Here is a 19687-nt window from a genome sequence, read left to right on the forward strand (position 1 = left end):
GTTTATACCGGTTGTAATACTTCAGGAAGCTTCGGCGGTCGGTGTGATGAAACTCATAGAACTCTTTGGCCAGTTTAAAGCTTGGATGAAGCCCTTGCTTGACCTGCTCATAATCCTTTATTAGAAAACGATAGGTCTGCAAGTAATTCCGTTTCAGGGTGAGGTCGTTCGTGTTGATGCGCATAGCTCTTAATTTAGCTATTCTTGTCCTCGAATTATCTGACCTTTACAATTGCGAGGCACGAAGCAATCTCTATGCTATACAGAGCGGCCCTGCAAGTCGGAGATTGCTTCGTTCCTCGCAATGGCGCGTTTTTTGATTATTATCCTGTTTCTTAACTCTTACCTCTACTCCGCTTCCACATCAATCCCGATCTGTTTTAGCAGGAGCGATGCGTTGAAGGTTTTGCACTCACCATGTTTTATTTTATAGTCGAACAGCATTTCGCCGTCTTTTACCTGTATGTCAAAATAAAAGTTACGTACGTAGTCAGGGTATTTGGTTTCCAGATGGGCTATCTGTAAGTCATGTGTTGCAACCATACCAACCGCGTTTTTCCTGATCAGCTGCTCAATTACAGCTTTCGATCCCAGATACTTATCAACCGAATTGGTGCCGCRCAGCATTTCATCTATCAGGAAAAAGATCTTGGGTTCATTCTCCACGGCAGCCAGGAGCATTTGCAGGCGGTCGAGTTCAGCTTTAAAGGTCGAGGTGCTCTCGTTTAGCGAATCCTTGATCCGCATATAGCTGATCATGGTAATTACGGATAACTGCATGGTTTTAGCGCATACAGGGGCGCCGCAAAGAGCCAGTACGGTGTTGATGCCTATGGTACGTAAAAACGTGCTTTTACCCGCCATGTTTGATCCGGTAATGATATCGATCTTAAAGGTATCATCCAGCTCATAATCATTTTCAATGCGTTTAGAGGCATCAATAAGCGGGTGTGCAAGCGCCGTGGCTATCAAGGTATAACTGGGTTTATCATCAATATGCGGGAAACTCCATTCTGGATAATTGATAGTAAGGCAGGCCAAACTGATCAGTGATTCAAACTCGGCTATCACATCAAAGGCAGCTTCGAGGCTTTCGGTGTTCTCGCGTTTCCAGTTCTCGATAGCTATAACCTGGCGTATATCCCACAAAAAAAACAAGTTCAGGATAAACCCGATGATCATATTTAAATGATAATTAAGCTTATTGATGAGCGCTGCAAGCTCCTTTATTTTGTTGGATGTTTGACCTGTTTTTAGTTGATGTGCCAAACCTGCATTATATGCGGCCTGCCATTGCTCTTCTTCAATGCGTTTAAATACACCGGCATAATTGGCTAAGGTATCGCCTATTTTACCGGCTATCATGTCGGCTTTGGTAATGTACATGGCTTTTGAAAATACAATGCCCATATTTATTAACCCCACAAAAATAGCAACAAGCCTTATTACAGGAAAAAACCAGGCCAGTATCAATAGCGCGGTGAACAGATACGGAGCGATTTTTGCGTATAGCCCGAGCCATTTTTCGCCCGGCATATTTAGTGGCAGATGCAGATATCTGAAAAGGTTTTTTAGTTGGCTGGCATCCTGTTGAATAGCAAAAAACAGCCGGGTTTGTATGTCAAGCTTCCAGTTATTTTTAGTCGCGATTTCCTGAACAGCAGCCTGCCTGGGTAAAATAACTTCTTTTGCCGATGGCTTATCAAACCATTGGGCCAGCTTGTTATTACCTGTTGATGTAGCTGTACGGTTTACCAGTTGATACAGAGAGGCATTACCGAAAATGTCCAGATCGGCGGTGTAAAAATGCTTGTCGCTGGCAAAGCGCGATCCGTCATTGTACATATTGGCATGGCTTTGTATACTGGCTATCTCGTTATTGTTTACCTGTTGCAGGTCGTCAAAGTATTGCTTTTGGCGTTCATACCTGCTTTGGCGCGATACCAGCCAGGCGAAGGCAAAAACGAGCGCGATAAAGGCTACAGCTACTATGCTAAAGTTATCTTGTTGTACAGCAAAATAAATAGCCACCACTATCAATGCAAAAATGCTAAGCCTGAGCAATGAGTAAGTATTGGCCAGTTTTTTATATTTTTCAGCCTCCTGGCCGGCCAGGTTGGCCCTTTGTTTATAATCGTTAATAATATCCTGTTCCATTATCCTTGTTAAAAAAGTATGGCTAAATAAACACATATATTTTAAATAAACGTTTATTTGTTCAATATATGAAGATCACCTTTTTAACCGTTGGTAAAACCGAAGATGCCTATTTAAAAGAAGGCATTGATAAGTATGTAAAGCGCTTAAAGCATTACACCAAATTGGAACTGGTTGAAATTAACGAACTGAAAAATACAAAAGCTCTGAGCGCCGAACAACAGAAAGCCAAAGAGGCCGAGCTGATCCTGAAAAAAATAACCCCGCTTGATCATGTAATATTAATGGACGAAAAGGGTAATGAGTACTCATCGACCCAGTTCGCGGCTTATATTAATAAAAAGGAGATCAGCTCATCAGCCAACCTTATTTTTATTATTGGCGGCCCCTATGGTTTTGATCCATCAGTTTACCAGCGGGCCAATGATAAAATATCCCTTTCGCGCATGACATTCTCGCACCAGATGGTACGCCTGTTTTTTGTGGAGCAACTGTATAGGGCCTATACTATTATAAAAGGTGAGCCTTATCATCATGAATAATAATTGTCTGAACCGGGATTTTTCGGATTTATCAGATTGTTGGATTTTGATTTTGCATTTAGGAAAAATCGAGGTAATCCCTTAACCTGTTTAACGGCGAAGCCTTCTTGAACTCCATTAAAATAATCACTATTGTGAAAAATTCCGGTTCAGATGAATTTTTGATTAAGACAAACATCTGTATAGCTGAAATTTGCATATCTGCACAGCAAAAATCATATCTTTGTTGTATGTCAGCAGGTCACGATCATTCACACGCACACGGTCATCATCACCATGACCATGCTCCTAAGCTGGATCATTTGAATACCGCATTTATTGTTGGTATCATTTTAAATTCCGTTTTTATAGTTATTGAGGTAATTGCCGGCTTAACAACACATTCACTATCGTTATTAACCGATGCCGGGCATAACCTGAGCGATGTAGCCTCACTGGCGCTGGCGCTGCTTGCGTTTAAGCTGACCAAAGTTAGCGCCAATAGTAAATATACGTATGGCTATAAACGGTCGACCATCATCGTATCCTTTTTTAACGCCCTGATCTTGTTTGTAGCGGTAGGTTTTATTGTTTACGAAGCCATTATGCGCTTTATGAACCCCGAAATCATATCGGGCAGTACCATGGCATGGGTTGCTTTTATAGGTATTGCCGTAAACGGTTTTACCGCGTGGCTTTTTGTGAAAGATAAGGATACCGACCTGAACGTTAAGGGTGCCTACCTGCACATGGCGGTTGACGCCATTGTATCATTTGGTGTAGTGGTATCGGGCGTTATTATCTATTTTACCAGATTGTATTGGATTGATAGCGTAGTGAGTTTAATTATAGGTTTTGTGATACTACGCGGTACCTGGAGCCTGCTCAAGGATAGCCTGCGCTTGGAGATGGATGGCGTACCGAAAGAAATGGACCTGAAAAAAATCAGGACCGAACTGATGAAAGGTAAAGGGGTTGTTGATGTGCACCACATGCATGTATGGGCCTTAAGTACCACCGAAAATGCCCTGACCGCACACTTGGTCATAAAACCCGAATCGATGGCTGATTTCGATAATATTAAACACGACCTGCGCCATCGCCTGGAACATCTTGATATAAGCCACAGCACCTTTGAGCCCGAGTTTGCTGATGAAAAATGCCATCAGCCAGAGTGTTTGTAAGGGATTTAATATGACCTATCCAATCAATTATAAAGCCATTACTCCTGATATTGACTTTTATCCTGAACTAAAAGAAATACATGAGGAAGCCAAAAACTATTTGTTAAACTTTAAATGGTGTATAGAAATAAAGAATAGTTTTCTTTATACCAATCTTGGAAGTACTTTTTGTATTTTTCTTTTTGAGATAGTAAACTCGCAAAGCAACGAGGACGATTTTTTATGGGTCATAGTTGGCGATATTCCGCCAATGTATTTGGATGTTTATGGTCCCCAAACAACAAAAGAAGTAGTTGAAGATTATATTGGTCTGGCGGAAGACTGGATCAGTCATGTCAAGGGTGGAAAACCTGTTGATGAATATTATCCGTTTAATGCCGAACCAACTATTGAGATAGCGGAACTTTTAGAAAAAAGAGTATCATTCATGAAAAATACTTTATTGGATAACATGGAAGATGTAGCATATCATCTAAGTAAATAATTCTTACTATTTTAAGGCATTATTTAATCTACAATGAAAACCTCAAACAGACGTAAATTTATTACAACCACAGCCGCGCTTGCCGCAGGTACGATAGCCGCATCGGCAATGCCCTTAACAGTTCAGGAAAAAGAAGCATGGCCGGTGATACATCATGTGTTTTTCTGGCTTAAAAATCCGGGGTCAACCGAGGACCGTGATAAACTGGTGGCCGGTGTAAAAACCTTATCCAAAATTGAAACCGTGCGTAAACTGCGTGTCGGCGTTGTAGCCAGTACCGAAAAACGTGACGTAGTTGATAACAGCTGGGCAGTATCTGAACTGATGTTCTTCAGCGACCTGGCCGGGCAGGCTACTTATCAAACCCATCCCATACACCTGGAGTTCATCAAAAACTGCAGCCATCTTTGGGAAAAGGTTATTGTGTATGATGCGGTAGATGCTTAAATATAAAAAAACGTCATAGGGAGAAGCCCCCTCTAAATCTCCCCCAAAGGGGGAGACTTTAAAAAAGTGTTTTAAAGCCCTCTCCAAAGGAGAGGGTTGGGTGAGGCTTTGTGCCTTGCAATAACGTTATGATGAATTGGAAATAAAAAAAGCCGAAATTATTCGGCTTTTTTGGTGGCTTTTTTAGCCTTGGGTTTTGGTGCTGCGGCGGGTGCCGGTTCAGCAATTTCTTCAACGGCTACAGGTTCTTCGGCAACTGGTGCTTCAGCCTCTGCCGGGGCAACTGTTGGGTCGGCTTCGTTAAAAAGCGGCAGGTCTTTAAGCAGTTGATACCATGATATCACCTTTTTCATGTCCGAAGCATAAACTTTCTCTTCGTCATGATCAGGGGCTACTTCAAAAAAGAACGCCCTTAGTTTTTTGCCATCGGCTTTAGCATCAGGTATGCTGGCAGCGTTTTTCATTTGCTCAAACACATCTGTAAGCTTAATATCCTCGTCAACACCAAAAATGGTGATCTCGCTCAAGGCAGCTAATTTAGCGGTTGATAAGTTGGCTACCAATTTGGTTTTTTGAGCATCAAGGCTCTCCAGCACATAACCATTTTTATTTTGCGCCAAAGCTTTCCATAAGCCCGGTTTGCCCGATACTGCTACAATTCCTTGTAAATTCATTTGTTTTGGTTGATTGGGTGAGTGGTTGATTGAGTTAAGTGGTTAATTGGTTTTGGAAATTTAAACTAATCAACTTAATCAACCACTCACTATTCACTATTCTTCTATTACTTCGATAGTTAAAATTTTATCGCCCTGGCGTATAGCATCAACCACGTCAACGTTTTCAATAACCTTACCAAAAACGGTATGGTTACGGTCTAAATGCGCGGTGTTTGCACGGCTGTGGCAGATGAAAAACTGTGATCCGCCGGTGTTGCGGCCTGCGTGTGCCATTGAAAGTACACCACGGTCGTGATATTGGTTTTCGCCGGTTAATTCGCAATCAATTTTGTAGCCCGGGCCACCAGCGCCGGTACCGGTTGGGTCGCCACCTTGTATCATGAAATTAGGGATAACGCGATGGAAGATCACATTATCGTAAAAGTTTGATTTAGCTAATTTTTTAAAGTTAGCAACGGTATTAGGTGCGTCATTGTCGTAGAATTCTACGGTCATATCACCCTTTTCGGTTTTAATAATTGCTTTGCTCATTTTAATATGTTTTTTTGAAAACAGTTGGCAAAGGTAATAAAAAGCAGGTGAAAGGAAAAGGAGAAAGGTACAAGTGAAGTTATCTGTATTTCTTAAAATACTCAATTATTGAATTATAAATAATTTCATCGTCTCCGGCCACATATTTTGTAGATATACTAATATTTTTACCACTCCCCGTCATTGTGAAATTAATTGACCATCCTCCATGGTTAAGCCAGAAATGATCAATATTTTCTATATCTGACCAATAGATAATTCTTTTAGTTATAAAAAAATGTAATTTTTCCTCATCCAACTCAAGTGCGGTTTCGCCCCTCAGTAATGGGAAAAAGAATTTTCTACAAAAGTAAACCACCATTCCACCTATGATTATAATAAATGGTATCATTGCTAACCAGATTTGATAATCCGAAGCGAAAGATACAATCATAAATACTGGAAAAGAAATCATTCCGGTAAGCAAAATTGCTCCAAACCAACTTTGTACGGTACTATAAAGATATTTTGTTGTGTTCATTTAAAATTTAGGTATTCAAATATAAAGTTTAGTGTTCATATCTGCTTTTTTAAAGCATAATAGCTTCAACAATTATTCGTTACATTTGATAATCAACATCAAATAAAATCATACCGAATAGTGAATAATCAACCACATAAAACATACAGTTCACCCTTCACTGTTCGCCTTTTACCTTTTTTCAGGCTTTCTGCTTTCTGCTTTCTGCTTTTAGCGTTGCTGCCTTCGTTGTCCAGGGCTGCTTCTATATTGATCCCTATGGATGATGAGCAAAAGGATCATCTGAAATCATACGGTATAGCGTTCTGGACATTGAAGAATGGCCAGGAGGTTGACTGGCTGCTGAACTATCGGGGCGGCAGTTTTATGATGAAATACGACCCCAAAATTGAGGAAGAGTGTAAGGTACGTGGGGTGAGCTACCAGGTACTGGCTGATGCCAAAGCAAATGAGATTGTTAACGAGGTAAGCGACCCCTCCGTAAATATGGATATTGTAAAGCTGGAGAAGGCGCCAAAAATGGCAGTTTATTCGCCTAAGAACAAGCTGCCCTGGGATGATGCAGTTACACTGGTATTAAAATATGCCGAGATCCCTTATGATGTGGTATATGATGAAGAAGTAATAAAAGGTGACCTGCCTAAATACGACTGGTTGCACCTGCATCATGAAGATTTTACCGGGCAGTATAGTAAATTTTATGGCGCTTTCAGGTTTGCCCAGTGGTATAACGACGATGTAAAAGGACAGGAAGACCTGGCCCATAAGCTGGGATTTAAAAAGGTATCGCAAATGAAACTGGCTGTGGCTAAAAACATACGTGATTTTTGTGCCGGCGGCGGTTTTCTGTTTGCCATGTGTTCAGGTACCGACACTTTTGATATTGCCCTCGCTGCGGCCAATACTGATATTTGCGAAACTATGTTTGATGGTGACGCGGCCGACCCGGATGCACAATCGAAACTTGATTTTAGCCAAACATTCGCTTTTCAGAATTTTACGCTGGATATGAACCCGGTATCGCACCAGTTTAGCAATATTGATGTTACCAGTACCCGGCAAATTGACCGTACCCGGGATTTCTTTACTTTGTTTGATTTTTCGGCCAAGTGGGATGTAGTACCCAGTATGCTCACCCAGGATCATGATAAGGTGATAAAGGGTTTTATGGGTTTAACAACTGCATACAATAAGAACATGCTTAAGCCCGGAGTAACCATTATGGGCGAAATGAAAACAGCTAACGAAGCCCGCTACATACATGGCGAATATGGCAAGGGCCAATGGACATTTTACGGTGGTCACGACCCGGAAGATTATCAACACGCAGTAGGCGATCCGCCGACTGATCTTAAACTTCATCCTAACTCACCCGGCTATCGCCTGATATTGAATAATGTATTGTTCCCGGCCGCCAAGAAAAAGAAACAGAAAACGTGATTTTACTCGGTTGCGGGTTTCGAGGAGCGAGGTTCGGGTTTTACTCGTTACCCGCAACTGGCAACTGGTTCCCGGAGCGAGGTTCGGGTTTTACTCGTTACCCGCAACTGGCAACTGGTTCCGTTATGGGGTTCGTGGAGCGAGGTTCGGGTTTTACTCGTTACCCGCAACTGGCAACTGGTTCCCGTAGCAAGGTTCGGGTTTTACTCGTTACACGCAACTGTCAACTGGTTCCCGTAGCGAGGTTCGGGTCTTACTCGTTACCCGCAACTGGCAACTGGTTCCCGTAGCAAGGTTCGGGTTTTACTCGTTACACGCAACTGTCAACTGGTTCCCGTAGCGAGGTTCGGGTCTTACTCGTTACCCGCAACTGGCAACTGGTTCCGTTATGGCGTTCCCGTAGCAAGGTTCGGGTCTTACTTGTTACCCGCAACCCGCAACCCGCTCCCCGAACCTAATTGTAGAATGTCCAGCTTACGCCAAATTTTAGCAGGTGATCCTGTTGCGGATAGCGGTTCACGGTATAATATCCTTTGCTTGATAAACCCTGGTTGGCATAATCATACATCAGGAATAAATTGGTACGCTGCAGGGTAGCCTTAAAATATATTGCCGCTACCGGGTACGACGAAAAGGTAACATTTGGGCCGTTATAAAACTGCCCTATGCCAACCGCGTATGAGGGCGCTACGTACTCGGTATTGTAACGCACATTTATGCCAAAACTTGAGTGCAGCACATTAAACAAGGTTCGGCTGAAGTATAAATTGCTGTAGGCATAAACCTCGGGCGTGCGCAGGGTTGACTGGTAGTCTGTTTTTTGATAAACCACATAATTATCAAAATGCAGGCTGCGCCATTTTAAATTTTTACCGATGCTGATTTTAAGCAAGTTTATATCATTACTTAATTGAGCGGGATGCGCATCAATGCCACCGGGTTGTGCAGTAAAATACAGGTAATTAGCTATTAAAAAATATTCGGCTTTTATATCAAGCTGCAGCGGATTATTGATATAGTTAAATGATAAACTGGTAGTTTTTTGATTGCTAAAATCATTATGGAAAATATAATGATTGGATATCCAGTCGGTATATATCAATGGCGGCGAGCTGTTTTGAGAGTAGGCTTCTAAAATGATTTTACCAACCCTGCCGCCTCCCGCAAGTATAAGTTTGGCATCATAAAAATAATTACCAAAATCGCGTCCCTGTACTATTTGCCTTAAATCGCCTTCAAAACCAATACGGTCGCTAAAGCGATAACTTAACTTTGCTTTGAGGGTAATATCCTGGAACGTTGAATTTTGTACTTTGGCCTGATGTATAAATTGGGCTCCGTATTGGTTTAAGGTAGTATCGCTTACATACTGAGCGTAGTGCCAAAAATCATGTACAAGGCCCAGGTCAAGCTTCAATTCATTTTTTACAAACTTTACCGATTTGCTTCTGAGGTAAAAACTGTACGAAAACTCATTTTGGATGTGCGTATATACCAATGAGTCGCGTGATCGCCGGTCGCTGAAATAATAATCCGGAAATACATTGTAAGTATCCTGATCACTCTGAATGTAATTGTACCGGCCATTCTGTACATTAAAAGTATGGGCAACCCGCTGTGTAGGTAAAATTTTTGAATTTTCTTTGTCCTTATTTAAGCTGTCAAGGTGGCCTATATAATAAAACTGCTTAATATAAATACCCTTATTGTTCCAATTTTCATAACTATTGGGCAGGCGTACCGGCAAAGAATTTTTAAAGATAAGTGTATTCGGGCTGCTGGTAAAAACAGAGTCATTTAATATGGAGCCCGTTTCAGGGGCTTTTAAGTTATTAAATGTGGCATTGGCCAATAGGTTATAACGCTTGCTCTTTGATTCGTACCAGGTAAATAAAGCCGCGTTAAGGCCGCTTACATTTTGACCAAGTACATTGCTGCTGCTGTAAAATCCCTTTGAGCCGTTAAAGTTTAAATTAAAACCAACATTCCAGTTGGGTTTAATATTTTGCGTATGAATTACCTTGAACAACTGCTCGGCCGAACTTCCGAACCCATTAAAAAGGGTGAGCAAAGTATAAGGCACCCGCGCATTATAGTATTTTATATCCTGAGGTTGTAAAGTATAAATATCAAGGGCATGCATGCCTACATCAAAACCTATTGTTTTAACCGGCTCAAACAACAAGCTTCTTTGTGATAGCCCGGTGTTACCCAAATGTATGCGCGGGTTTCGCGGGTCAAGCAGTGGGCTATAGTTTTCAAAATTGGCAATGCCCGTATCAATTGGAAACGTTTGGGTGCTATCGTTTAGCAGATTCTCGTTAGTTACCTTTATAAACTTGGAATTATATACAATAGAATCTCTTTTATTTTCTTCTTTTTTGCGCAAACTATCCAGCAATTCGTCATCACTAACCTTTCTTTCGGGCTTAACCGTGTCGCGGGTAGATAATGGCCTTTGCCGGGTGGTTTGGTTATACTGCGCAAAAACAGAATGCGCCGATATGCACATCAGTAACAGTAAAATATATTTTAGCTTTTTGTGCATTAACTACCAGCTATCAGTTCTTTAAGGATCAATGTTAGTTTTGGCTCGGCTTCTTCTGCAACCTTTATAATTTCTTCAAGCGATACCGGTTCAAGTACATCGGTAAAGCCCTCATCAGTTAATACTGATATAGCAAATACGGGCAGGCCCATATGATTTGCAACAATAACTTCAGGTACGGTGCTCATGCCAACAGCGTCGCCGCCAATAATTCTTAAATAATTGTATTCGGCCTTGGTTTCCAGGTTCGGGCCGGTTACAGCTACATAAACTCCCTTATGGCAGGTAATATTGTTTGCCTGTGCTATTGTTAATGCTTTATCAATAAGGTTGCGTTGATAAGGCTGGCTCATATCCGGGAAACGGGGGCCAAGCTCGTTATTATTACGACCTACCAGCGGGTTTTGCGGCTGTAAATTAATATGATCGGCAATAACCATCAGATCGCCTTTTTTAAAATCGGGGTTAAGCGAACCACTTGCATTTGATACAAACAAGGTTTTAATGCCCAGGTACTTTAACACTCTCACCGGAAATGTGATCTGTTGCATGTTATACCCTTCGTAATAATGCAAACGGCCCTGCATGGCAACCACCTTTATACCGGCAAGCGTGCCAAAAATTAATTTGCCTGAATGAAACTCTAAAGTTGAAATAGGAAAATCAGGGATGTTGGAGTACATCAATTGTTTTTCAACTTCTATTTCCTTTACCAAACCGCCCAGGCCGGTACCTAAAATTATACCCACCTCGGGTTCAAAATCGCCTATGCGGCTTTTAATGTACCGGGCGGTGCTTTCTATATTCTCTAACATATTCGGTTACTAAATTATCAAACTGTTTTTGTTGGTTATTTAAAAACTCAATGCCAATGGGCAATACTAAAACCGGGAGTTTTTTTACAACCTGCAGCAATTCCTGTTCCCCTAAACGTTGCGCATCCTTTTCTGTTGTAACAATTATCTTTTTTTGTGATGTGCAGGCTAAAAAATCATCGGCAAGTTTACTGATATTTTTTAAGCTAAACTGATGATGGTCGGGATATTTATGATGGATTAGGTGTGCTGTTTGCTTTTTTAGATGTGACAACAAGGGCCCCGCATTGGCTATACCGGTAAGCAGGAATATGGTTGTGGTATCATCAATTACCGTATCAGTAATTACCCCATCCATATCATGCAGCGGCAGGTAGTTTATGGATGTAAAAAATACAGATTGATGCTGCAATGGTTTTACCCGTTTTTTAATAATAGTTTGCTCCTGATCTGTTAGTGCAGCCGGACATTTACTGATGATGATAACATGAGCCCGTTTACGGCCACTGTAGGGCTCACGCATATTGCCGGCTGGTAATAATAAGCGGGGTTCACTAATGCGGTTAAAATCAAACAATAAAATACTGAAACCTGGTTTTACAGCCCGGTGCTGGTAGGCATCGTCCAAAATAATAAGATCATGGCTGTCTTGCAGCTGTTCAATACCCTCCACCCGTTTTTCGGCCACGGCTACGGTAATATCCGGGAATTTGCTTTTGAACTGGGCAGGCTCATCGCCGGTTTCGGTAGCCGTTGAGGCAGATGAAGCTATTAAAAAACCTTTGGTGATGCGGCCATATCCGCGACTTAAAGTGGCCAGCTTATAATTATTCTTAAACAGGCGTATCAGGTATTCGGTCATAGGGCTTTTACCTGCCCCGCCAACTTCAAGGTTGCCTACGGCTATAATAGGCAAATCAAACGAATTGCTTTTAAATATACCCGCGTTATAGCACCAGTTACGGATAATAACAATTATACCATACAGCAATGAAAAAGGAAATAAGAGCCAGCGCAGGTATTTCATATGATAAATGTCGGCATGGGTTTTTCGCTAAAAAAAATAGGTGTCATGCTGAGCTTGTCGAAGCATGGTGGGCAGACCTCTCCGCACGATCCTTCGACAAGCTCAGCATGACAGGCCCTTTCCTGAAACGCAATGACATTTTTATTCATTTATCCTTATATCAAAAAACAAATCTAAATATTTAAAGTCCATTTTAATAACTTAGTGTTTCAACCGTCTATCTAATGAAACACAAATTACTCACCCTTTTTACATTCATTACCTCTACCGCCTTTGCTCAAACGGACCGCAAACTTACCTCACAATTACAAGATGTCATAAATGGCTTTCACGGGCAGGTAGGTATCTGCGTACAAAACCTTAAAACCGGTAAAACCGCTGTTATAAATGCAGATACCCTGTTCCCTACGGCCAGTATGATCAAGGTGAGTATTCAATGTGGCTTGATGGATAAGATAGAAAAAGGCGAAATGCAATACAACCAGAAACTGGTTTACCGCGATTCGCTCCTGTATAAAGGCGAGGATATCCTGGGTTCCTTTAAGGATAAAGACACTATACAGCTCAGCAAAGTGGCCCTGCTCATGATCACCATGAGCGATAACACGGCAAGCACCTGGCTGCAAAAGCTGGTAGGAGGCGATTATATCAACAACTGGCTGCAGCAAAACGGATTTAAAGTAATGCGGGTGAACTCCCGCGTGCCGGGGCGCGAAGCTATCCGCAGTATTTACGGTTGGGGGGTAAGCACACCTTTTGAAATGTGCCGCCTGTTCACCATGATCAGACAAGGTAAGGCGGTTAGTCCCGCCGCCAGCGAGCGCATGAGCCGTAACATGGCACGTATTTATTGGGATGAGAAAGCGTTGTCGCAAATACCACCTTATGTGCAAACCATATCTAAACAGGGCGCCGTTGATGCGGCAAAATCAGAAACGGTGCTGGTGAATGCCCCTCATGGCGATTATGTGTTTTCGATCATGACCAATCATAATACAGATCAGCGTTGGGTACCCGATAATGAAGCCAGTGTGCTGATAAAAAAAGTGTCGGCCTTGCTATGGCATTACTTTGAACCCCACAGCAACTGGAAACCAGCCGAAGGGATAGATAAATACATGAAGAACGAATAGTACTAAAAGCCAACCCTCATGTCATTTCGAACGAGGAACGAGGAGAAATCTTATACTGGATATAGGGCGAACATTGCTGGTTGTATAAGATTTTTCGCTATCGCTCAAGAGATAGTTTCTCTCTGTCGTTCGAAATGACAACCATTTTTTATATAACCAATTAGCAACTATAAAATACCTCATTTTTCAGTAATATTTTTGTTCAGGTTATTTAATACGTAGCTTGTTTGTTATAATTGGAAATTATATCAGTGTGTTTAAATTACACTTACCAGTTAAGCCAATTACATATGAAAACAAGGTTTACTTTATTTGTACTGCTTATATTATGCTTTTCGGTTAAAGGTCAAACGCTCATTAGTTTATCGGGAACGATATCTGATGATAAAAGCCAGGCAATATCCGGGGCCTCGGTTTATTTATTAAATACCAACTACCATACTATTACGGATAAAAGCGGGAAGTTTTCGTTAATAGGTATTGGTACAGGCAACTATACGTTGCATATAAGCGCTGTAGGTTATGCGGCCAAAAATCAACCGGTAACTGTAAGCAGCAGTCAGATTATCAATATACAATTAAAAGATGCCGCTAACCAGCTGGACGAAGTTACCGTAACTGCCCAGAAATATGAGGAGGATGCCCAGCGTGTGCCATCAAGCATTTCAACACTATCTGCAAAGCAGGTGCGCGATTACAGGTTGTGGGATTTGAAGGATCTTACCGCGATAGCCCCTAACTTAAACTCGGCCGGGCCGGGCGATAACCGTACCGTAAGTGGCATCAGGGGTATTGTAACCACTTCATATGACCCGGCAGTTGCCACCTATATTGATGGCGTAAACCAGTACGGGCTGGATACCTACATACCGCAATTGCTTGATGTGGAACGGATTGAAGTTTTAAGAGGTCCGCAGGGAACACTTTATGGCCGTAATGCTACCGGTGGGGTTATCAACATCATCACCAAACAGCCTACCAATACGGTAAGCGGCTTTGCCGGGGTTGATTTTGGAAACTATGGACAGCAGCGTTATAGCCTGGGCCTGCGCGCGCCGCTCATAAAAGATAAACTGTTTTTAGGCGTGGCGGGTATTTATTCGGGCTTTAATGGTTTTTACACCAACACATTTAATAACACCCATTTTGATAAACAGCACTTTTTTTTAGGCAATTACTATCTTAAGTTTCTGGCTACCTCAAAACTGGCACTTACCCTCAATGTTAAAAATTATAACAACCGCAATAACGGAGCTTTTCCTTTGGCTGGCTCACCTGCCGATGCACTAAGCGACCCTTACAAGGTTAACCAGAACGCGACCACCAAAATGATCGATAATACGTTCAATACATCGCTGGCTATTAATTATTCGGGCAGCGATTTTAACTTTACTTCCCAGTCATCATACCAGGTAAATAACAGGTATTACAACACGCCAATTGATGGCGATTTTTCGCCTATTGATGGGGTTTCGATAATAAATAATTATGGTGGTGATTGGAATAAAGTAAAAACCGGTATACAGGAATTTCGTTTTACTTCGCCTGCATCATCAACCTCGGCTTTAAAATGGACGGCCGGAACTTATGGCTTTTATCACTACGCACCCAACAGGGTGGGTACACACTTTGGTGCGGATGCAGCGGCTGTAGGCTCGCCAATGACCGATTTTACCAGCATCAATACCAATACCGACCGGAACTTTGGTGTCGCGGTTTACGGGCAGGTTACCTATACCATTAGCCCCCAATGGGATGTTACCGCTGGTTTAAGGTATGATTATGAGCATAAAAAAGAAAATATACTGGGCCAGTTTCAGCCCGATGGTCAGGATGCCATAGTTACCCGGTCAGATACTTCTTCAAAGGCCCATTTTAAAGCTTTCTCACCAAAGCTGAGTATTGCCTACCATCTGTCGGCCAATAATAACCTGTACGCCAGTTACAGCCGTGGGTTTAGGGCAGGTGGTATTACCGAATTGTCATCAGACCCTTCGCAGCCACCATTGTACACCTTTAAGCCGGAGTATAGTAATAATTATGAAATAGGATCAAAGAACAGTTTTTTGGATAACAAACTGCGTGTAAACATAGCCGCTTTTTATACCCGTGTTACCGATGCGCAGGTACCAACCTTAATACTGCCCGATGCCATTACCGTTACCAAAAATGCCGGCAAGCTTAACAGTAAGGGTGTGGAACTTGAACTAAGCGCTACCCCGGTAAAAGGCCTGGCATTTGACTACAATTTTGGCTACACCCATGCCCGCTATACCGATCTGGCTGTAGGCAACAATGGCGAAATAGTTGACTTAAAAGGCAACCGCCAGGTGTATACACCCAATGTAACCTCGATGCTGGYCGTGCAATATGGTTATGACCTGGGCGGACCGCAAAAGGTAAAGCTGGTAGCCCGCGGCGAATGGCGTTACCTGGGTAATGAGTATTTTGATCTTGCCAACCAGATTGAGCAAAAAGCTTACAGTAAATTTAATGCAAGACTGGGTGTCGAKACCAAAAACTTCAGCCTGTTTTTATGGGAAAGCAATATAGCCAACAAAAAATATATTGACTATGCCTATGATTTTGGCGCATCGCACTTAGGTAACCCCCGCACTTACGGGGTTTCGTTAAGCACTAATTTTTAATAGACAGAAGGAATCAAGATGTGTGATACAAGAATCAGGAAATCCTTAAATCAAGCCAATCAAGGTTCAGAAAATCAGCGCAATCAACGTAATCAAAAAAATCAGCGGTCAGCTCTTCATCTTCTTCAATAAAGCTTCAACAACTTTAGGGAAGTGGTGATGTTCTAACTGCTGGCCTTTAAATTTTATCATTTCCAGGTTATCACCGGGTTCTATCTTAAATTTTGATTGATGGATGATCTCGCCTTCGTCAAACTGCTCGTTCACAAAATGGATGGTAATGCCACCTTCTTCTTCTTTAGCTTCGAGTATAGCTTTGTGCACATGATCGCCATACATACCTTTGCCACCATATTTGGGTAGGAGCGCCGGGTGCAGGTTAATGATCTTATTGGGGAAAGCTTTTAGTAACGATGCGGGGATGAGCCATAAAAAACCGGCTAAAACAATGAGGTCGACCTGCAGGTTTTTAAGCAGTCTGATCACATCATCACTATCATAAAATTCATGCCGGGTAAATATATGCGATGGAACTTCGAAGTTGTCGGCCCGTTGTAATACGTAAGCCTGTGGGTTGTTGGTCAATATCAGCACTACTTCGGCATCGGCATTTCGTTTAAAATGCTCCATTAACTTTTGGGCATTTGACCCTGAACCCGAAGCAAAAATGGCAATTCGTTTCTTCATTAAAATTAGTTGCTTTTCAAAGGTGATGATGTTACCCGGAGCGATTTATTTATATTGGTTTGATGTATACTCCTGGTAATTTTATAATAACAAACCATTTTACGATAATCCAAATATAAAATTTTACTTATTTTAATTGGTATTAATTAATTAATGCTTTTTGTTTCATGAACCCATATCTCCCTATTCTTCAATTAATGCTTTTCGTTTGATAAATCCATATCTCACTATTCTTCGCTTTTTGGTTGATGAATAATTAGGCTGTACATCGCCTGTTTGTAATACCATAGAGTAGGTGCCTAAATTAAATATCTGGGTATTTTCAAACGGTTTAGTGGTGCTTTCCGCGCCCCCCGCTATAGTATCTTTACAAACCATGTCTGACATAAAGTAAAGTCTGTTGGCTGTAAACGTCCATGTGCCGGTTGTTGTTTGAGCCAGGCAATCAAAATTTGTATAAGTACAGGTATTGTTAGCATTAAAGGTGAATAATTGTGTTGAATCACAATTGGTATTCAATGTATCAATTGATATCTGCGTATCACCTACATAATTAGTAACCTGAAGAGTTGCCAGCTCCCAAACGCCGTTTGTTAACAGGTGGGGGATATTGCTGTTGATATCCTTTTTACACGAACCGCTGAGCAGGTTAATGATAATTAAGCTTAAAATAAATAGTAATGGGATTTTATTTTTCATTGAAAGTATGCCCGCAAAAATAAAAATTCCCGGTTATTAGTTGGCAACCAGGATGTAATAATAACTCTTTTAAAATGAAATTATTTTAACATCGTATTCAAGGCTTGTTATAAATCAAAAGTAAGATACAAAAAATCAAAATCAGGGTATTTAATTTTTACTTTTGATTTTTCACTTTTACTTATCTGCCATGCGTATACCTTTTGAAAAACTGAAGGCCGAATTTAAACGAATACTAACCAACCTTTATTTTACAGATGACCGGGCCGAAAAATGCGCCACTATTTTTGCTGAGAACAGCAGGGATGGCGTATACACCCACGGCCTGAACCGTTTCCCGGTTTTTGTACAGCACGTAAAAGATGGATTGGTGAAACCCGGGGCAGAACCTTCAAAAGAGGGTGGCTTTGGAGCAATTGAACAATGGAACGGCAACTTTGGTCCGGGGATGCTTAATGCCGGTTTTTGCATGAACAGAGCTATTGAACTGGCCAAAGATAATGGTATAGGCTGCGTAGCCATAAAAAACACCAATCACTGGATGCGCGGGGGCACCTACGGCTGGCAAGCCGCGGAAGCTGGCTACATTGGCATTTGTTTTACCAATACTATTGCCAACCTGCCACCCTGGGGTGGCCTTGACCCGCGTTTGGGGAATAATCCGCTGGTTATTGCGGTACCGCGCAAAAATGGGCATGTGGTGCTTGATATGGCCATATCACAATACGCGGTGGGTAAGTTAATGCAATATCAATCAAAAAATGAGCCCCTGCCTTTACCGGGTGGTTATGATAAAGGCGGGAATTTAAGTACCGACGCCACGGCCATTTTACAATCAGAACGTTTGTTGCCGGTTGGTTTCTGGAAAGGCTCGGGGCTTTCATTGGTGCTTGATCTGCTGGCCACCATATTAAGCGGCGGTAACTCCACTGCCAGGATCACCAAAAGTGGCAATGAGGCGGGCATCTCCCAAGTGTTTATCTGCATAAAACCTAACAGTGATGAGCAAACTGCTGCATTGATTGAAGAGATCATAGCTTATACCAAAACAAGTACCCCGGAGCATGAGGGTGGTACAATTTCCTATCCGGGCGAAAATACTTTATTAACCAGAAAGAAGAACTTGGAGGAGGGCGTTTTGGTGGACGAAAAGATATGGAATAGGGTGCTGGGTTTATAAATAAAAAGACTGCCTTATGCAGACAGTCTTTATCTGATACCGGTATTGTAACAGGCATGAGTATCGTTTAAAACAAATTGTGCAACATTATCTAAAATAATGGAAATTATCCCGTAGTTTAACCCATCGAAATAAAATTTTTACTTTAAGAGGGTGTAAAGTTTTGAAAAAAGGCCTGTAAGAAAAGTATAGAGTAGGTCTATAAGTAATAGACTTAATTATCCCTCTAATTGACTGCTGTTTTGACTTCTTTTATTTATAAAATTAAGCGGAGGTATAAAAAGAGGATTTAATCCACTTTGTATTGCTACTGTGGAAATATAAGCCCTTAAATAAGGATATACAATGGAGGGCGCACTAATTTCACTGAAATTAAAATACGTTTTTTCGTCAACTTCACCATTTATATAAAATTTTCCAAAAGCTTCTACCTGAAAATTAAATAACTCAAATTCGGGATGGGTAATTGTAATTATAAAATTAGTAACAAAATCGTTTTTGTTTTCTTTATTAACAATATTACTTAATTGAACATTTACTATAAAATCTGCCTCGCTACTGAATTTATCAAAATCTCCTCTATCAAAAACAGCTTTTAATACTTCAAACCCTAAATAACTTAGCGAAGGTGAAATTGTCATATTTTAGGCTGCAATTGGTATGTTATTACCCTTAGATGCTTTTGTAGCAATTTTTCTAAATGTTTTATAATCAAACTTAACAGAGGTGTAGCTAAATTCTATCTTTTCAACTGGCTTGCATATAGGGTTAGTGATATTCTTGTCAAGAGATAGTTTAATGGAATGTATTTTAGCTTTTAGTTCTAATAGTTGACGTCGCATAGCTTTTTTACGCTCTCTATTTTCAGCCCAATTATTCCAATCCTGATCAGAAATTTTTTCTAATACCCCATCAAATTCTTTATTAAGTTCATCCCAGTTTGCCATAACCAATCCAATTAAATCTATATACAATATAAATTTTTAAAG

General features: G+C 41.3%; 20 protein-coding genes. 8 read left to right on the forward strand and 12 right to left on the reverse strand.

Annotated elements, in window-relative coordinates; all coding sequences use genetic code 11:
- The coding region (locus tag AC1DRQ_RS23360; protein ID WP_477427320.1) for a hypothetical protein at window positions 1-184 on the reverse strand (184 nt) is incomplete at its 3' end.
- A gap of 164 nt (window positions 185-348) precedes the next feature.
- Window positions 349-2157, reverse strand: a complete 1809-nt coding sequence (locus AC1DRQ_RS23365; RefSeq protein ID WP_477427322.1) for a MutS-related protein — start codon at window positions 2155-2157, stop codon at window positions 349-351.
- Between the two features lie 68 nt (window positions 2158-2225).
- On the opposite strand from AC1DRQ_RS23365, the gene rlmH reads away from it, so the two are divergent.
- The 4 genes from rlmH to AC1DRQ_RS23385 all read left to right on the forward strand — a co-directional run bounded on the left by rlmH (window position 2226) and on the right by AC1DRQ_RS23385 (window position 4793).
- On the forward strand, window positions 2226-2699 hold the full coding sequence (rlmH, locus tag AC1DRQ_RS23370; protein WP_429400946.1) for a 23S rRNA (pseudouridine(1915)-N(3))-methyltransferase RlmH: 474 nt from the start codon (window positions 2226-2228) through the stop codon (window positions 2697-2699).
- Between the two features lie 230 nt (window positions 2700-2929).
- Window positions 2930-3862: a cation diffusion facilitator family transporter gene (locus tag AC1DRQ_RS23375; RefSeq protein WP_477427324.1), complete on the forward strand. Its 933-nt coding sequence runs from the start codon at window positions 2930-2932 to the stop codon at window positions 3860-3862.
- Between the two features lie 10 nt (window positions 3863-3872).
- On the forward strand, window positions 3873-4346 hold the full coding sequence (locus tag AC1DRQ_RS23380; protein ID WP_477427326.1) for a hypothetical protein: 474 nt from the start codon (window positions 3873-3875) through the stop codon (window positions 4344-4346).
- Between the two features lie 33 nt (window positions 4347-4379).
- On the forward strand, window positions 4380-4793 hold the full coding sequence (locus AC1DRQ_RS23385) for a Dabb family protein (RefSeq protein WP_477427328.1): 414 nt from the start codon (window positions 4380-4382) through the stop codon (window positions 4791-4793).
- A 158-nt stretch (window positions 4794-4951) separates the two neighbouring features.
- On the opposite strand, the gene AC1DRQ_RS23390 is transcribed toward AC1DRQ_RS23385, so the two are convergent.
- From AC1DRQ_RS23390 to AC1DRQ_RS23400, 3 genes are all read right to left on the reverse strand, one after another.
- Window positions 4952-5467, reverse strand: a complete 516-nt coding sequence (locus tag AC1DRQ_RS23390; RefSeq protein WP_477427330.1) for a DUF5606 family protein — start codon at window positions 5465-5467, stop codon at window positions 4952-4954.
- A 96-nt stretch (window positions 5468-5563) separates the two neighbouring features.
- Entirely contained in the window at window positions 5564-6001 is a 438-nt protein-coding gene (locus AC1DRQ_RS23395; protein ID WP_477427332.1) for a peptidylprolyl isomerase, read from the reverse strand.
- Between the two features lie 79 nt (window positions 6002-6080).
- Window positions 6081-6521, reverse strand: a complete 441-nt coding sequence (locus AC1DRQ_RS23400; protein ID WP_477427334.1) for a hypothetical protein — start codon at window positions 6519-6521, stop codon at window positions 6081-6083.
- Window positions 6522-6779: 258 nt separating this feature from the next.
- Here AC1DRQ_RS23400 and AC1DRQ_RS23405 point away from each other — a divergent pair, with 258 nt between their 5' ends.
- The gene (locus AC1DRQ_RS23405) at window positions 6780-7961 is read left to right on the forward strand and encodes an asparagine synthetase B (RefSeq protein WP_477427336.1); all 1182 of its coding nucleotides are present in this window, start codon (window positions 6780-6782) and stop codon (window positions 7959-7961) included.
- Window positions 7962-8415: 454 nt separating this feature from the next.
- Here the strand turns inward: AC1DRQ_RS23405 and AC1DRQ_RS23410 are convergent, their stop codons facing one another.
- Genes AC1DRQ_RS23410 through lpxK form a run of 3 tightly spaced genes read right to left on the reverse strand, consistent with a single transcriptional unit; the run spans window position 8416 to window position 12351 of the window.
- Window positions 8416-10509, reverse strand: a complete 2094-nt coding sequence (locus tag AC1DRQ_RS23410; RefSeq protein ID WP_477427338.1) for a putative porin — start codon at window positions 10507-10509, stop codon at window positions 8416-8418.
- A complete protein-coding gene (locus AC1DRQ_RS23415; protein ID WP_429400939.1) occupies window positions 10509-11324 on the reverse strand; it encodes a purine-nucleoside phosphorylase in 816 nt (271 codons plus the stop codon). Before AC1DRQ_RS23415 ends, AC1DRQ_RS23410 begins: the two co-directional genes overlap by 1 nt.
- Window positions 11287-12351, reverse strand: a complete 1065-nt coding sequence (lpxK, locus tag AC1DRQ_RS23420; RefSeq protein WP_477427340.1) for a tetraacyldisaccharide 4'-kinase — start codon at window positions 12349-12351, stop codon at window positions 11287-11289. The genes AC1DRQ_RS23415 and lpxK overlap by 38 nt, the downstream gene beginning before the upstream one ends.
- A gap of 224 nt (window positions 12352-12575) precedes the next feature.
- Here lpxK and AC1DRQ_RS23425 point away from each other — a divergent pair, with 224 nt between their 5' ends.
- Both AC1DRQ_RS23425 and AC1DRQ_RS23430 read left to right on the forward strand, forming a co-directional pair.
- Window positions 12576-13484, forward strand: a complete 909-nt coding sequence (locus AC1DRQ_RS23425; protein ID WP_477427342.1) for a serine hydrolase — start codon at window positions 12576-12578, stop codon at window positions 13482-13484.
- 290 nt (window positions 13485-13774) lie between these two features.
- Window positions 13775-16132, forward strand: coding sequence for a TonB-dependent receptor (locus tag AC1DRQ_RS23430; RefSeq protein WP_477427344.1), 2358 nt, complete (start codon window positions 13775-13777; stop codon window positions 16130-16132).
- Between the two features lie 108 nt (window positions 16133-16240).
- On the opposite strand, the gene purN is transcribed toward AC1DRQ_RS23430, so the two are convergent.
- Both purN and AC1DRQ_RS23440 read right to left on the reverse strand, forming a co-directional pair.
- Window positions 16241-16819: a phosphoribosylglycinamide formyltransferase gene (gene purN, locus AC1DRQ_RS23435; protein WP_429400935.1), complete on the reverse strand. Its 579-nt coding sequence runs from the start codon at window positions 16817-16819 to the stop codon at window positions 16241-16243.
- Between the two features lie 183 nt (window positions 16820-17002).
- Window positions 17003-17518 carry a hypothetical protein gene (locus AC1DRQ_RS23440; RefSeq protein WP_477427346.1) on the reverse strand — a complete coding sequence of 172 codons (516 nt, stop codon included), beginning with the start codon at window positions 17516-17518 and terminating at the stop codon, window positions 17003-17005.
- 190 nt (window positions 17519-17708) lie between these two features.
- Between AC1DRQ_RS23440 and yiaK the strand changes: the two genes are divergently transcribed.
- The gene (yiaK, locus tag AC1DRQ_RS23445) at window positions 17709-18698 is read left to right on the forward strand and encodes a 3-dehydro-L-gulonate 2-dehydrogenase (RefSeq protein WP_477427348.1); all 990 of its coding nucleotides are present in this window, start codon (window positions 17709-17711) and stop codon (window positions 18696-18698) included.
- A 218-nt stretch (window positions 18699-18916) separates the two neighbouring features.
- Here yiaK and AC1DRQ_RS23450 read toward each other — a convergent pair whose 3' ends face one another.
- Both AC1DRQ_RS23450 and AC1DRQ_RS23455 read right to left on the reverse strand, forming a co-directional pair.
- Complete coding sequence (locus tag AC1DRQ_RS23450) at window positions 18917-19339, reverse strand: protein-export chaperone SecB (RefSeq protein WP_477427350.1); 423 nt, start codon at window positions 19337-19339, stop codon at window positions 18917-18919.
- Between the two features lie 3 nt (window positions 19340-19342).
- Window positions 19343-19645, reverse strand: a complete 303-nt coding sequence (locus AC1DRQ_RS23455; protein ID WP_477427352.1) for a hypothetical protein — start codon at window positions 19643-19645, stop codon at window positions 19343-19345.
- Between the last annotated feature and the right edge of the window lie 42 nt (window positions 19646-19687).

The sequence above is a fragment of the Mucilaginibacter sp. P4_E8 genome (assembly GCF_056401495.1).